General features: G+C 63.8%; 14 protein-coding genes. 10 read left to right on the top strand and 4 right to left on the bottom strand.

The window, feature by feature from the left end; all coding sequences use genetic code 11:
• Nucleotides 1–171: 171 nt before the first annotated feature.
• Both EBS11_RS08720 and EBS11_RS08715 read right to left on the bottom strand, forming a co-directional pair.
• Nucleotides 172–657 (bottom strand): phasin family protein, encoded by a 486-nt coding sequence (locus EBS11_RS08720; RefSeq protein ID WP_290602077.1) that lies wholly within the window; start codon nt 655–657, stop codon nt 172–174.
• Nucleotides 658–785: 128 nt separating this feature from the next.
• Nucleotides 786–1,694, bottom strand: a complete 909-nt coding sequence (locus EBS11_RS08715) for a LysR family transcriptional regulator (RefSeq protein WP_290602076.1) — start codon at nt 1,692–1,694, stop codon at nt 786–788.
• A 118-nt stretch (nt 1,695–1,812) separates the two neighbouring features.
• Here EBS11_RS08715 and metE point away from each other — a divergent pair, with 118 nt between their 5' ends.
• Nucleotides 1,813–4,125 carry a 5-methyltetrahydropteroyltriglutamate--homocysteine S-methyltransferase gene (gene metE, locus EBS11_RS08710; protein WP_290602075.1) on the top strand — a complete coding sequence of 771 codons (2,313 nt, stop codon included), beginning with the start codon at nt 1,813–1,815 and terminating at the stop codon, nt 4,123–4,125.
• Nucleotides 4,126–4,241: 116 nt separating this feature from the next.
• Here metE and EBS11_RS08705 read toward each other — a convergent pair whose 3' ends face one another.
• On the bottom strand, nt 4,242–4,628 hold the full coding sequence (locus EBS11_RS08705; protein WP_290602073.1) for a hypothetical protein: 387 nt from the start codon (nt 4,626–4,628) through the stop codon (nt 4,242–4,244).
• Between the two features lie 381 nt (nt 4,629–5,009).
• Between EBS11_RS08705 and minC the strand changes: the two genes are divergently transcribed.
• Genes minC through minE form a run of 3 tightly spaced genes read left to right on the top strand, consistent with a single transcriptional unit; the run spans nt 5,010 to nt 6,853 of the window.
• Nucleotides 5,010–5,747, top strand: a complete 738-nt coding sequence (gene minC / locus EBS11_RS08700) for a septum site-determining protein MinC (RefSeq protein ID WP_290602072.1) — start codon at nt 5,010–5,012, stop codon at nt 5,745–5,747.
• A 37-nt stretch (nt 5,748–5,784) separates the two neighbouring features.
• On the top strand, nt 5,785–6,600 hold the full coding sequence (gene minD / locus EBS11_RS08695; RefSeq protein WP_071325832.1) for a septum site-determining protein MinD: 816 nt from the start codon (nt 5,785–5,787) through the stop codon (nt 6,598–6,600).
• Between the two features lies 1 nt (nt 6,601).
• Nucleotides 6,602–6,853, top strand: coding sequence for a cell division topological specificity factor MinE (gene minE, locus EBS11_RS08690; RefSeq protein WP_034752886.1), 252 nt, complete (start codon nt 6,602–6,604; stop codon nt 6,851–6,853).
• A gap of 44 nt (nt 6,854–6,897) precedes the next feature.
• Here the strand turns inward: minE and EBS11_RS08685 are convergent, their stop codons facing one another.
• Nucleotides 6,898–7,401 carry a hypothetical protein gene (locus EBS11_RS08685; RefSeq protein ID WP_290602070.1) on the bottom strand — a complete coding sequence of 168 codons (504 nt, stop codon included), beginning with the start codon at nt 7,399–7,401 and terminating at the stop codon, nt 6,898–6,900.
• 168 nt (nt 7,402–7,569) lie between these two features.
• Between EBS11_RS08685 and EBS11_RS08680 the strand changes: the two genes are divergently transcribed.
• The 6 genes from EBS11_RS08680 (at nt 7,570) to gshA (ending at nt 14,115) form a co-directional block, all read left to right on the top strand.
• The gene (locus EBS11_RS08680) at nt 7,570–8,259 is read left to right on the top strand and encodes a response regulator transcription factor (protein WP_290602069.1); all 690 of its coding nucleotides are present in this window, start codon (nt 7,570–7,572) and stop codon (nt 8,257–8,259) included.
• Nucleotides 8,260–8,351: 92 nt separating this feature from the next.
• The gene (hemA, locus tag EBS11_RS08675) at nt 8,352–9,626 is read left to right on the top strand and encodes a glutamyl-tRNA reductase (protein WP_290602067.1); all 1,275 of its coding nucleotides are present in this window, start codon (nt 8,352–8,354) and stop codon (nt 9,624–9,626) included.
• Between the two features lie 95 nt (nt 9,627–9,721).
• Entirely contained in the window at nt 9,722–10,798 is a 1,077-nt protein-coding gene (prfA, locus tag EBS11_RS08670) for a peptide chain release factor 1 (protein ID WP_290602065.1), read from the top strand.
• A gap of 187 nt (nt 10,799–10,985) precedes the next feature.
• Nucleotides 10,986–11,456 (top strand): disulfide bond formation protein B, encoded by a 471-nt coding sequence (locus EBS11_RS08665; RefSeq protein WP_290602063.1) that lies wholly within the window; start codon nt 10,986–10,988, stop codon nt 11,454–11,456.
• 11 nt (nt 11,457–11,467) lie between these two features.
• Nucleotides 11,468–12,298, top strand: coding sequence for a peptide chain release factor N(5)-glutamine methyltransferase (prmC, locus tag EBS11_RS08660; RefSeq protein WP_290602062.1), 831 nt, complete (start codon nt 11,468–11,470; stop codon nt 12,296–12,298).
• A gap of 215 nt (nt 12,299–12,513) precedes the next feature.
• Nucleotides 12,514–14,115, top strand: coding sequence for a glutamate--cysteine ligase (gshA, locus tag EBS11_RS08655; protein WP_290602061.1), 1,602 nt, complete (start codon nt 12,514–12,516; stop codon nt 14,113–14,115).
• Nucleotides 14,116–14,131: the final 16 nt, after the last annotated feature.

Raw genomic sequence — 14,131 nt, 5'->3', positions numbered from 1 at the left:
GCTAAAACAATCCAATGAATTCGCGAAGACACAGCGGGCTGTGTTTCATTCTAGCGTGGCAGGTGCCACAGTTCCAGCGCCGCACCGCAGGCGGCAACGATGTCTGCCTGCCCTGCGGTGGCGGCGGGCGGCCTGGCGCGGCGGATAGCCGCAGCCCGGGCCGCGACGCGCTTACGTCCGGCTTGCCGGACGCGTGTGTTTATTTTTATCATACCCTTCATCGGCAGCGCCGAAAGGGGTTTTTAGAAAATTATTGAAGGGAATAATCAGGGGTACGGGGGTTTGCTTTACCACCTGCAACAGCTCATCCATTTTTTGACGCGATGCAGCAAACTCACCCTTTGTCACGGTGGCAAATTTCTCCTGGGTTTCTTGGGCAACATCCTTTGCCTGGCGGCCATACGCACCGATGCGCTCCATGGCCAGCTGCGACTGCGTGCGCGACAATTGCAGCAGGGCTTGCGGGTCTTTCGCCGACAGCAGCTGATTGCCCGCTACCGTAGCGGCAGCCAGCGCCGTGCGGGCCGCGTCGAGCTGCAAGTCGAGCACGCTGGCGCCGCTGTCGAACGCCGCCTGCGCATACGCTTGCGCGCTGATCCATTGCGCTTCCACCACGGCCTTGCCGGCCAGTGCCCATTGCTCGGAAAATGAAAACATTTCGTTCCTCCCCAATTTGAAGGCGGTGCCATGTTGCGCCGCACAGTACTCCACTGTAAGCGGCGGTTCCTTGCTAAACCTTGATATATCTCAAGCTTTTCTGTTGGTTTGTTGCCGACTCGCGTGGCTCAGGACAGCAACTTGATACCATCGAGCGTGGCGGCGCACTGTTCCCGTATCACGCTGACGAAATCGCGCACATACGCCTTGTCCTGCAGATGGTCGGGCACGGACACATACAGGTCGCTCCACAAGCCGTGCTCGCCCACGGGGCGCGCCACCACATAATCGTAATCCACGTAATTCTTGATGGCCCAGTTCGGCAAGGCGGCGATGCCGCGCCGGCTCGCCACCAGCTGCAGCACGGCCACCGTCAGTTCCGCCGTGCGGCGCTCGAATTCGATGCCGGCGGGGCGCAGCACTTCGCGGATCAGGTCAATGCGCTCTTCCGGCACGGGATAGGTGATCAGCGTCTCGCCCGTGAAGTCGGCCGCCGCCAGCCGCCGCTGCGCCTGCAGCCGGTGCTTCTGCGCCATCACCACCAGCATTTCAAAGCGGAACAGGGGAAACACGGTGAAATCGGGGCCGTACGGCGAGCCGATCACGAGATCCGCCTCGCCCGAGCGCAGCAAGTCCGCCGGCTCGCTGTGAAAGCCGGACACCAGATCGATCTCCACTTCCGGCCAGCGCTGGCGGAACGCATCCATGACGGGCATGAGCCAGTCGAAACAGGTATGGCATTCCAGCGCCACGCGCAACTGCCCCTTGTCGCCCTGCGACAGGCGCGCCACGTCGCGCTCGGCCAGCTCGATCTCGGGCAGCAGCTTGTCGGCCAGCTCCAGCAGGCGGCTGCCCGTGGCCGTGAAGGCGATGGGCATGGACTTACGCTCGAACAAGGGCGCGTGATAGCGCTCTTCCAGCAGGCGGATCTGGTGCGACAGCGCCGACTGGGTCAGGTTGAGCAGCTGCGCGGCGCGCACCAGGCTGCCGGACGAACGCAAGGCACTCAGGGTGCGCAGGTGGCGGATTTCTAGCATCGGGGCAGGAGGAGATGGACGTGAATTATTTTCATGTTATTCGGCAAAATGTTTCGTTTTGATTATAGACCAGATTGCCGCACACTCTAGCGCATCCACATTAAATCTCGATGACATCATGACCATCCACACGCATATTCTTGGTTTTCCCCGCATCGGCGCCGCGCGCGAACTGAAATCGGCGCTGGAAAGCCACTGGCGCGGCGACCTGTCCGAGGCGGACCTGGAAGCGGCGGGGCAGCAATTGCGCGCGCGCCACTGGGCGCAGCAGCGCGACGCCGGCCTCGACTACGTCACCGTGGGCGACTTCGCCTTTTACGACCAGGTGGCCAGCCATATCCAGCTGCTGGGCTGCGAACCGGCCCGTTTCCACTTTGATGCGCAGCAATCGCCGCTGTCGCGCTACTTCACCATGGCGCGCGGCGCAGACACGCACACAGCCCACGCCGGCTGCAGCCACGGCCACCCCGCGCAGGACGCCAGCGACCACGCGCTGGAAATGACCAAGTGGTTTGACACGAATTACCATTACCTGGTGCCCGAATGGTCGCCGCTGACGCGCTTTTCGCTGGCTTGCGAGCGCCTGTTCGACGAAGTGGCCGAGGCGCAGGCGCTGGGCCACCGGGTCAAGGCGGCCCTCATCGGTCCCCTCACCTTCCTGTGGCTGGGCAAGGAAAAGACGCCTGGTTTCGACCGCCTGGCCCTGCTGGAACAATTGCTGCCCGTGTATGGCGCCCTGCTCGACCGCCTGAAACGGCAGGGCGTGGCCTGGGTGCAGGTCGACGAGCCCATCCTGGGCCTGGACTTGCCCCACGCGTGGCGCAGCGCCTTTGAAAGCACCTACTGGCAGCTGAACCAGGTGGGCGTGAATATCCTGCTGGCCACGTATTTCTCGCCGCTGGAAGAAAACCTCAGCCTCGCTTGCCGCCTGCCCGTGGCCGGCCTGCACGTGGACGGCATCCGCGCGCCGCACGAGCTGGTCAGCGTCACGGACTGGCTGCCTGCGCATAAAGTCTTGTCGATCGGCATCGTCGACGGGCGCAATGTCTGGCGCACCGACCTCGACGCGGCCCTGGCCGTGCTGCAGCCGCTGGCGGCCAGGCGCAACGGCCACCTGTGGCTGGCGCCGTCGTGCTCCCTGTTGCACGTGCCGTTCAGCCTGGAAGGGGAAACGGCGCTCGACGGGGAAATCCGGAGCTGGCTGGCGTTTGCCACGGAAAAGCTGGAAGAGCTTTCCCTGCTGAAGGGTGCGCTCGCCGGCCAGCCCGACACGACGGCCCTGGCTATTTCGCGCCTGGCCATCGCCGGCCGCCGCGCCAGCGCCCGCGTGCATCGCGCGCCCGTGGCGCAGCGCCTGCAGGCGCTGTCGCCCACCGCCGACCGCCGCGATTCCAGCTTCCCCCAGCGCCAGGCCGTGCAGCGCGCCCGCCTGCAACTGCCCGATTTCCCCACGACCACCATCGGCTCCTTCCCGCAAACGGCGGCCATCCGCGCCGCCCGCGCCAGCCACAAGCGGGGTGAACTCAGCACCGCCGACTACGCACGGCAGATGCGCGCCGAGATCGCCCACGCCGTGGGCCGCCAGGAAGCGCTGGGCCTGGACGTGCTCGTGCATGGCGAGGCGGAGCGCAACGACATGGTGGAATACTTCGGCGAACAGCTCGATGGCTTCGTGTTTACCCGCCTGGGCTGGGTGCAATCGTACGGTTCGCGCTGCGTCAAGCCGCCCATCATCTACGGCGACGTGCAGCGCCCGGCCGCCATGACGGTCGCCTGGACGGTGCACGCGCAAAGCCTGACGCGCAAACCCATGAAAGGCATGCTGACGGGCCCCGTCACCATCCTGCAATGGTCGTTCGTGCGCGACGACCAGCCCCGCGCCAGGACGGCGCTGCAGCTGGCCCTGGCCATCCGCGACGAGGTGGAAGACCTGGAAACGGCCGGTATCGGCATCATCCAGATCGACGAGCCAGCCATCCGCGAAGGCTTGCCCCTGCGCCGCGGCCAGTGGGACGCCTACCTGGACTGGGCCACGCGCGCCTTCCGCATCGCCGCCTCGGTGGTCAGCGACACGACGCAGATCCACACGCACATGTGCTATGCGCAGTTCAACGACATCCTGCCGCAGATCGCCGCCATGGATGCGGACGTGATCACCATCGAGACGAGCCGCTCGGACATGGAGCTGCTGGCGGGCTTTGGCGACTTCCAGTACCCGAACGAGATCGGCCCCGGCGTGTACGACATCCACTCGCCGCGCATACCCACGACCGTCGACATGGTGCGCCTGCTGCAAAAGGCCAGCGCCGTCATCCCGCCCGCCCATTTATGGGTCAACCCGGACTGCGGCCTGAAGACGCGGGGCTGGGCGGAAACGGAAGCGGCCTTGCGCAATATGGTGGCGGCGGCAAAGCAGATGCGCGCCGGCTAAGCGCTGCAGTACCGCCCTCTCAGCTGCGCCAATAGCGCCATGGAAAAAACGGGGGCGCCTGCACTGCCGCAGCCGCCCCCGTTTTCTCCCATGCACAGACTGTTCATATAGCAACTTCAGTCAGGACATTGAAAAGCCATGTCAAACAAGTAGGTGATTTGCCAGCCTTTCTTTCCTCGACCGAGATATATGCGGGCATGCTCCTTGCACCACCCGCGGTAATAAGACAGGGCATCCCTGTTGTCAGAAAAATCCCGCCATTGGGTATTCTTTAATGCCGCATCGATTTCGCCGACATCCGGTTCGCCACTGAGCAGGCACGTTTCCGCAATCACCCCGCCACTTGCGCCTCCACAGTCAACAATATACTTGTGCAGTGATGTCCCCTGTATTTTGAGCGCAAGATAGAAATGCTTCGTCGATGGCGCTCTATATTTCTCCTGGAGTAAAAGTAGGGAGATGCAAATAAAAACAAATAAAAACCCGAACCTATTCTTTTTCATCGTGCAAAGCCATGCATTTTTATTGTTGTGCCTGCGGAAGCTGAACCTTCCATTTCAGGCGATGATTTCTTGCGGGGACTTTCACCCAGCAGATAAGGTGCAGTTGCTTCATTGTTAATGTTATCACAAGCAATCCAGGGCGGAGACGGCGCAGCAGATGCGCGCCGCTTGATCCAGGAACAGCGCCGTCAGGGCGCATTCTCGGCTGCTTTCGGGGCGCCGCCCGGTTTTTTTGACATGAAGTAGGTGTTGCCCTGCGGAATAGCACGCGCCAGGCCCCTGATGCCGATTTTTTTGCAGTAGAATGCAAGAAATTTACTGCTCCCATTGTTGCCGTACGGAACATCTGGCCTGCCGCAGTTTCACCTTGATTAAATGTTTATGTCCAAAAGCCCGTCGCAGAAGCCTATTGAAATCAAGATTTCCACCGTCGTCGCTGTCTCCGCCATCCTGCATAGCGCCGATACGCAGGCACTCGATGCCGCCTTGCACGACATGACAGGAGGCGTAGCGGACTTTTTCGAGGACGACCTGGCCGTGCTGGACGTGGCCGCCCTGCCGTCCGGCAGCACGCCCGTCGACTGGGCCGCGCTGGTGGCCCTGCTGAAAAAATACCGTTTGAATGCCGTGGCCGTGCGCAATGCGCCGGCCGAGATGCACGAGGCCATCCTGGCGCAAGGCCTGAGCCTGGACAGCGGCAAGACGCGCGACGATGCGCCGCCCAAGGATGGCCCGACGGCCGCCGCCCAGTCCGGCGCCGAAGCGCAGGTGATGGTGGTCGACACGCCCGTGCGGGCCGGCCAGCGCATCTATGCGCGCGGCTGCGACCTGATCATCACGGCCGTCGTCAACAATGGCGCCGAAATCATCGCCGACGGCAGCATCCACGTGTATTCCTCGCTGTACGGCCGCGCGCTGGCCGGCGCCTCGGGCAATGCCCAGGCACGCATCTTCGCGCTGGCCATGGAACCGGAACTGGTCTCGATCGCCGGCGTGTACCGCACGTTCGAGGATGGTTTCCCCCCAGAAATGGCGCGCGGACCCGCGCAAATTCGTTTGGCTGGAGACAGAATCGATATACACTCTGTCAATCCGGTCACTCCCGTGAACCGCTCTTAAGCTGCACAATTCAAGAGATATCTGAAAAGGATTATTTGTGGCAAGAATTATTGTTGTGACGTCCGGCAAGGGCGGTGTCGGCAAGACGACCTCTAGCGCCAGTTTTTCCACTGGCCTGGCCATGCGCGGCCACAAGACAGCCGTGCTCGACTTCGACGTGGGCCTGCGCAACCTCGACCTGATCATGGGTTGCGAGCGCCGCGTCGTCTACGACCTGATCAATGTGATCAATAAAGAGGCCACCCTGAACCAGGCCTTGATCAAGGACAAGCACTGCGACAACCTGTTCATCCTGCCCGCCTCGCAGACGCGCGACAAGGATGCCCTGTCGGAAGAAGGCGTGGAACGCGTGTTGAACGACCTGATCAACATGGGTTTCGAGTTCATCATCTGCGATTCGCCGGCCGGCATCGAGCATGGCGCGCTGATGGCGCTGACGTTTGCCGACGAAGCCATCATCGTCACCAACCCGGAAGTGTCGTCCGTACGCGATTCGGACCGCATCCTCGGCATCCTGCAAGCCAAGTCGCGCCGCGCGCAGACGGGCGGCGAACCCGTCAAGGAACACCTCCTGATCACCCGCTACTCGCCGAAACGCGTGGAATCGGATGAAATGCTGTCCTACCAGGACGTGCAGGAAATCCTGCGCATCCCGCTGGTGGGCATCATTCCCGAATCGGAGCAAGTGCTGGCCGCCTCGAACCAGGGCAACCCGGCCATCCATTTCAAGGGCACGGACGTGGCGCAAGCCTATGAAGACGTGGTTTCGCGTTTCCTCGGCGAAGATGTCGAGTTGCGCTTTACCAACTATGAAAAGCCTGGATTACTCCAGCGCATTTTTGGGGCGAAGTGATATGGCCTTGCTTTCTTTCCTGTTCCCCCCCAAGCCGAAGACGGCCACCGCGGCCAAGGAACGCCTGCAGATCATCATCGCCCGCGAACGCAGCGGACGCGATGGTCCGGATTTCCTGCCCGCCCTGCACAAGGAACTGATCGCCGTCATTTCCAAGTACACCAAGGTCAACGCCGACGACATCAAGATTTCGCTGGACCGCCAGGGCAACCTGGAAGTACTCGACGTCAACGTGGTCTTGCCTGACGCCTGATGCCTTTCGCCCCTCCTGGCCACGCCCGGGACGGGCGCTCCAGGCTAATCCGGCCGCACCGTGAGCAACTCCTGCGCCACCGCGGCGCAGGCATTCACGTGCTGGTTGCCGATCTGCCGGAACACGGCATAGCCGATCGCCGCCGCCACCGCCTGGCCGGCAAACGGCACGAAGCGCGCCACCTGCTTGGTGGCAATCTTGACGCCACTGCGCTTGAGCAGCTGGAGTATCAGTTCGCGCGACACCAATTTTCCTACCAGCATGCCGCCCATGCCCACCGCCGCGCGGTAGGCCATCAGCTTGAACTGCGGATTGAGGCGCTCGATCTGCTCGGGCGTGAGGCCGAATTCGTGGTTGATATCGTTGATCAGCATGGAAAACAGGCCCACGTCCGACATCAGGTCGATGCCGGGAATGGGGATGGCCGAGGCACCGGCCGACATCATGGCGCGCCGCTGCACCAGGCGCCGGCAACGCTCGCGCACCTGCTCGATTTCGGCACGGCTGCCCGGTATCAGGGTCCAATCGGTGCTGCTCTTGTCTGCCATTGCCATTTCTCCGCTGGTAGGGGTAGATGAACAAGTGTAACGTAAAGACGGTGCCCGCCGATTTCGCTGGACACAGTTGCAATCTCTGTTATATTTCACTTGAGCATTCCTTAACATTACGATAAGCAGAACAGACCGTCTGTTTGTTGCTACACACTTCAGCCCATTATGCGAATTGCCGTACTCGATAGCGACCATAGTCAGGCAGAACTGATCTGCCAGGTGCTCACCGCCGCCGGCCACGCTTGCCACGAGTTTCAGAGTGGCAAGGAAATGCTGGGCCAGCTGCGCAAGGACAGTTGCGACATGCTCATCCTCGACTGGCATGTCAGCGACCTCGATGGCGCCGAAGTGCTGCGCCGCGCACGCGAAAAACTGGCGCCCAAGGCGCCCGTGTTGTTTATGACCAACAGCTCCGGCGAGGATGACGTGGTGGCGGGCATGACGGCCGGCGCCGACGACTACATGATCAAGCCCCTGCGGCGCAGCGAACTGACCCTGCGCACCCAGGCGCTGCTGCGCGTGGCCTATCCCAGCCAGAACGGCGCCGAACAGTTGCAATTCGGCCATTACACATTTGAAACCCGCCCCGGCCGCCTGCTGCGCGATGGCGAAGTGCTGGACGTGACGCACAAGGAATTCGCCCTGGCGCTGCTGTTCTTCCGCAACCTGGGCCGGCCCCTGTCGCGCGCCTACATCCATGAAGCCGTGTGGCAGCGCGATACGGCCCTGCCGTCGCGCACCATGGATACCCACGTCTCGCGCGTGCGCAACAAGTTGCAGCTGAAACCGGAACACGGCTACCGCCTCGTGCCCGTCTACAGTTATGGTTATCGCCTGGAAAAACTGGGGGGGTGACGCCCGCGCGCCAGGAGGAAAACAGGCGAGCTGCTCAAAGAGCGGGCACAAAGCGCTATAATGTCGGCATAAGAATTCCCAACAGCCCTGAAATGCAACTGCTCGCCGTCGGCCTCAATCACACCACCGCACCAGTGTCGCTCCGCGAACAGCTGGCGTTTGCGCCTGAGCATCTGGGCCAGGCGGTGATGGCGGCGCGCACCTGGTTCCAGCGCATCGACCTGCGCGACAACGACGAAGCGGCCATCCTGTCGACCTGCAACCGCACGGAATTGTATGCGGCCAGCCACGTGCCCAATCCGCTCGACGCGGGCGCGCATTTCCTCGCCGACTACCACCAGCTGAACTACAGCGAGCTGCGCCCCCATCTCTATATGCTGCCGCAGCACAATGCCGTGCGCCACACCTTCCGCGTCGCCTCCGGGCTCGATTCGATGGTGCTGGGCGAAACGCAGATCCTGGGACAGATCAAGGATGCCATCCGCACGGCCGACGAGGCGGGCGGCCTGGGCACGTATCTGCACCAGTTGTTCCAGCGCAGCTTTTCCGTCGCCAAGGAAGTGCGCAGCAGCACGGAAATCGGCGCCCACAGCGTCTCCATGGCGGCCGCCGCCGTGCGCCTGTCGCAGCGCATCTTCGACAAGATCGCCGAACAGAACGTGCTGTTCATCGGCGCCGGCGAAATGATCGAGCTGTGCGCCACGCACTTTGCCGCACAAAATCCGAAAAGCATCACGATTGCCAACCGCACCATGGAGCGCGGCGAGGAGCTGGCGCACCGCTTCAACGGCAAGGCCATCCGCCTGGCCGAGCTGCCGGAACAGCTGCACCGCTTCGACATCGTCATCTCGTGCACGGCGTCATCCCTGCCGCTGCTGGGCCTGGGCCTGGTCGAGCGCGCCATCAAGGCGCGCCGCCACAAGCCCATGTTCATGGTCGACCTGGCCGTGCCGCGCGACATCGAAGCGGAAGTGGGTCGTTTGAACGACGTCTTCCTGTACACGGTCGACGACCTGGGCAAGGTCGTGCAAACGGGCCTGGAAAGCCGGCAGGCGGCCGTGGCGCAAGCCGAATCCATCATCGAGACGCGCGTGCAATCGTTCATGAGCTGGGTCGACGACCGCGCCATGGTGCCCGTCATCCAGAATTTGCATGAAAGCAGCGAAGCCCTGCGCCTGATGGAAGTGGAACGGGCGCGCAAGATGCTGGCCAAGGGCGCCGACATCGATGCCGTCCTCGAAGCGCTGTCGAAAGGCTTGACGGCCAAGTTCCTGCACGGCCCGCAGCAGGCGCTGCACCACGCGCAAGGCGACGAGCGCAAGCAGCTGGCCACCCTGCTGCCGAAACTGTTCCGCCCCCGCCGTTAGCGCTGCCCCGCTGGCCGCCCGCGCGCGGCCGCCCCTGCCCGCCTGCCGGGCGGGCCTGACCCGCACTCTCCCTACACTCTCTACCACGAATCGCTATGAAACCATCCATGCTGGCCAAACTCGATCAACTGGCGAACCGCCTGGTCGAACTCGACGAACTGCTGATGCACCCGGACGCCACATCGAACATGGACAGCTACCGCAAGATGACGCGCGAGCATGCCGAACTGGGCCCGCTCGTGGCCCTGTACCGTTCCTACCAGGAAGCGGGCAATGATATTGCGACAGCGCAAGAGATGCTGGCCGACCCGGACATGAAGGAGTTCGCCCAGGAAGAAATCGAGGCGGCGAAAGCCACGATGGCGCAGCTGGAACGCGAGCTGCAGACCATGCTGCTGCCGAAGGACGTCAACGACGAGCGCAATATCTTCCTGGAAATCCGCGCCGGCACGGGCGGCGACGAGTCCGCCCTGTTCGCCGGCGACCTGTTGCGCATGTACACGCGCTTTGCCGAGCGCAACCGCTGGCAGGTGGAACTGGTGTCCGCGTCCGACTCCGACCTGGGCGGCTACCGCGAAGTGATCGTGCGCATCGTCGGCAATGGCGCGTATTCGAAGCTGAAATTCGAGTCGGGCGGCCACCGCGTGCAGCGCGTGCCGGCCACGGAAACCCAGGGCCGCATCCACACGTCGGCCTGCACGGTGGCCGTGATGCCGGAAGCGGACGAAGTGGAAGACGTCAACATCAACCCGGCCGACCTGCGCATCGACACCTACCGCGCCTCGGGCGCGGGCGGACAGCACATCAACAAGACGGATTCGGCCGTGCGCATCACCCACTTGCCGACCGGCATCGTGGTGGAATGCCAGGATGACCGCAGCCAGCACAAGAACAAGGCGCAAGCCATGAAGGTGCTGGCCGCCCGCATCAAGGACGTGCAGCTGCGCGAACAGCAGTCGAAGGAAGCGGCCACGCGCAAGAGCCTGATCGGCTCGGGCGACCGCAGCGAGCGCATCCGCACGTATAACTTCCCGCAGGGCCGCCTGACGGACCACCGCATCAACCTGACGTTATATAAGCTGGACTTCATCATGGACGGGGATTTGACGGAACTGACGAATGCCTTGGCGGCAGAGCACCAGGCGGAGCTCTTAGCAGCGCTGGGCGATTAAAAAGCGTCCATGGCGGCGTTGCAGCGCCTGGCCGTACCTTCTCGTACTGCCTGCGGCGCTGCGCCTTGCCCTGAACAGTTTTTAAAGCGCCCAGCCAGATCAAGGGTTTAAGTAGCGGCTAAGCAACAAAAATCCGGCCTTGTGCGAGAATGCGTAGCTCGATTCCATCCACCTCACCGTGTCGCCCATGAAAAATTCACGCACCGTCCTCCTGTTGATCGCCGTCCTGTGTTTCCTGATGCTGGGCGTGGCCATGTATTTGCAGCATGCCATGAACATGGCGCCGTGCCCGCTGTGCGTGATCCAGCGCTACCTGTTCCTCGCCATCGCCATCGCCTGCCTGGCGGGCGCGGCGGCGAACAAGCCAACCATCGGCGCCGGTGTCGGCCTGCTGGCCGCCCTGGGCGGCCTGGGCGTGGGCGCCAAGCACCTGTACGTGCTGGCCCATCCCGGCTTCTCGTGCGGCATCGACCCCGTGGAAACGGCGCTGAACAAGGTCTTCACGGCCGAGCTCATGCCCTTCATGTTTGAATCGTATGGCGCCTGCGAAAACGCCGGCGAGCCGTTCTTCGGCCTGTCGATCCCGCAATGGGCATTCGCCTGGTTCGCCATTTTTGCCATCGGCCTGCTGTGGACCTTGCTGCGCCGTAAGAAATAATTGAAAGCACCATGCCAGAAACCTTGATTCCCGCCGGCAGCACTGTCGGCGCCCTGCAAATCCGTCCGCTGCTCGACCCGCTCGACAACCGCATCCTGCTGGGCCACGCGCTGGGGCTGTCGCGCGTGGGCCTCATCACGCAATCGGAGCGAGTCCTCACTGGCAGCGAAGCGGAGCGCCTGTCAGGCTTGCTGGCGCGCCGCCTGCAGGGCGAACCGATCGCCTACATCGTCGGCCAGCGCGAATTCTTCGGCCTGCCCTTCGAAGTGAACGACGCCGTGCTGATTCCCCGCCCCGACACGGAAGTGCTGGTGGAACTGGCGCTCGAGCGCCTGCCGCCCGGCGGCCGCGTGCTCGACATGGGCACGGGCAGCGGCGCCATCGCCGTCGCCCTGGCGCACACGCGGCCCGACGCCGTCGTCACGGCCCTGGACGTGAGCAGCGCGGCCCTGGCCGTGGCGCGCCGCAATGCCAGCGCCAACGGCGTCAACATCACCTTCATGGCCAGCGACTGGTTCGAGGCGCTGGGCACGGAAAAGTTCGACCTGATCGTCTCGAATCCCCCCTACATCGCCAGCGGCGACCGCCACCTGGCCGAAGGCGACCTGCGCTTCGAGCCGGCCGGCGCGCTGACGGACCACGCGGATGGCCTGTCGGCCCTGCGCACCATCGTCGCCGGCGCCGCGCGCCACCTGGCGGCCGGCGCCTGGCTGCTGATGGAACACGGCTACGACCAAGCGGCCTGCGTGCGCGCCTTGCTGGCCGAGGCCGGCTACGCCAAGGTGCAAAGCTGGCGCGACCTGGCCGGCATCGAACGGGTCAGCGGCGCCCGCCTGGGCTGACCCGCTTCCTGTGCGCGGCGCTTGATCCAGCGACGCGCCAGATCCCCCTCAGTTTGTTAAAATATCAAGCGAATTCCTGACCGAAGCGCCGCCCCCGTTCCCCGGGGCGGACGCTGGCGACGCGGCGTTTTTTGGGCCGGCGCCGACGCATTTGCCAAAATTCGGTTAATCTCAGCACAAATTATTTATCTGCTGCACAAGAAAGGAAGCTCAAATTGCCCAACCTGTTGACTCGCCGCCTGGCATTGCTGACCGAAGATGCCAACCGCGCGCTGCTGGGCGGCTTGCGCGGCATCGAGCGTGAAACCCTGCGCGTCGACGCCGCCGGCCATCTGGCTTCCACGCCCCACCCCGCCGCCCTGGGCTCGGCGCTGACGCACCCCGAGATCACCACCGACTACGCCGAAGCGCTGCTCGAATTCATCACGCCGGCCGAGGCCGACATCGCCACCACCCTGGACAAGCTCGACACCGTGCACCGCCACGCCTACAGCCGCCTCGGCGACGAACTGCTGTGGAGCCAGTCGATGCCGTGCCAGCTGCCGCCGGAAGCGGACATCGCCATCGCCAACTACGGCACGTCGAACATGGGCATGCTCAAGCACGTCTACCGGCGCGGCCTGGCCTTGCGCTATGGCAAAGCCATGCAATGCATCGCCGGCATCCACTACAACTATTCGCTCGACGAGCAGCTGTGGCAAGTGCTGGCCAGCCAGCCGGACACCAGCGCCAGCCCCGCGCACGCCACGGCCACCCCGAAAGACGTGCAGTCGGAAAGCTACCTGGCGACGATCCGCAATTTCCGCCGCTACAGCTGGCTCCTGATGTACCTGTTCGGCGCCTCGCCGGCCTTGTCCAGCGGCTTCCTGCGCGGCCGCGCGCACAAGCTCGACATCCTGTCCGAGGACACCCTGTTCCTGCCCTACGCCACCAGCCTGCGCATGAGCGACCTGGGCTATCAGAACGATGCCCAGTCCGGCCTGCGTCCGCACGAGAACAGCCTGGACGACTACGTCAACGCCCTCACGCACGCCGTCAACGATCCATACCCGCCGTATGAAGCGCTGGGCACAAAAAAGGATGGCGAGTGGATCCAGCTGTCCACCAACGTGCTGCAGATCGAAAATGAATACTATTCGACCATCCGTCCGAAGCGCGTGATCCGCACGGGCGAGCGCCCCATCCAGGCCCTGTGCCTGCGCGGCGTGCAATACATCGAAGTGCGCTGCATGGACGTCGACCCGTTCGAGCCGGTGGGCATCAGCCTGGAGACGGGCCGCTTCCTCGACGCCTTTTTGCTGTTCTGCGCGCTCGACGACAGCGGTCCCATCTCGGCCGAGCAGAGCGCCTGCTACACCAACAATTTCGCCCGCACGGTGAAGGAAGGCCGCACGCCGGGCCTGACCCTGCGCCGCGACGGCCAGGACATCACCCTGCAAGCGTGGGGCGAAGAACTGCTGGCGCGCATCGCGCCCGTGGCGGCCCTGCTCGACGCGCGCCAGGGCGGCACGCAGCATGCGGACAGCCTGGCGGCGCAAGCCGTGAAACTGGCCGACCCGGACGCGACGCCATCGGCCAAGGTGCTGGCCGAGCTGCGCGCCAACGGCGGCTCGTTTGCCGCCTTCGGCCTGCGCCAGAGCGAGCGCCACGCCGCCTACTTCCGCGCGCATCCGCCCACGCCCGAGCAGAGCGCGTATTTCGACGCGCTGGCCGCCAGCTCGCTGGCCGAACAGCGCGCCATGGAAGCGGCGCCCGCCGGCAGCTTCGACGATTTCGTCGCCGCCTACCGCGCCAGCACCCTGTGTTCGCACACCTGATCCTGACCTTGCGCAA

Origin of the sequence: Janthinobacterium sp., from assembly GCF_009923995.1 — a bacterium.
Classification (GTDB): domain Bacteria; phylum Pseudomonadota; class Gammaproteobacteria; order Burkholderiales; family Burkholderiaceae_D; genus Janthinobacterium.
The sequence above is the reverse complement of the archived record's forward strand: the minus strand, read 5'-3'. Positions and strand labels throughout refer to the sequence as shown.

Coding starts and splice junctions, on each gene's coding strand:
- hemA (WP_290602067.1), top strand. CDS start 8,352: ATGCAACTGCTCGCCGTCGGCCTCAATCACACCACCGCACCAGTGTCG.
- EBS11_RS08705 (WP_290602073.1), bottom strand. CDS start 4,628: ATGAAAAAGAATAGGTTCGGGTTTTTATTTGTTTTTATTTGCATCTCC.
- EBS11_RS08720 (WP_290602077.1), bottom strand. CDS start 657: ATGTTTTCATTTTCCGAGCAATGGGCACTGGCCGGCAAGGCCGTGGTG.
- prfA (WP_290602065.1), top strand. CDS start 9,722: ATGAAACCATCCATGCTGGCCAAACTCGATCAACTGGCGAACCGCCTG.
- minE (WP_034752886.1), top strand. CDS start 6,602: ATGGCCTTGCTTTCTTTCCTGTTCCCCCCCAAGCCGAAGACGGCCACC.
- prmC (WP_290602062.1), top strand. CDS start 11,468: ATGCCAGAAACCTTGATTCCCGCCGGCAGCACTGTCGGCGCCCTGCAA.
- EBS11_RS08665 (WP_290602063.1), top strand. CDS start 10,986: ATGAAAAATTCACGCACCGTCCTCCTGTTGATCGCCGTCCTGTGTTTC.
- metE (WP_290602075.1), top strand. CDS start 1,813: ATGACCATCCACACGCATATTCTTGGTTTTCCCCGCATCGGCGCCGCG.
- EBS11_RS08715 (WP_290602076.1), bottom strand. CDS start 1,694: ATGCTAGAAATCCGCCACCTGCGCACCCTGAGTGCCTTGCGTTCGTCC.
- minC (WP_290602072.1), top strand. CDS start 5,010: ATGTCCAAAAGCCCGTCGCAGAAGCCTATTGAAATCAAGATTTCCACC.
- EBS11_RS08685 (WP_290602070.1), bottom strand. CDS start 7,401: ATGGCAGACAAGAGCAGCACCGATTGGACCCTGATACCGGGCAGCCGT.
- EBS11_RS08680 (WP_290602069.1), top strand. CDS start 7,570: ATGCGAATTGCCGTACTCGATAGCGACCATAGTCAGGCAGAACTGATC.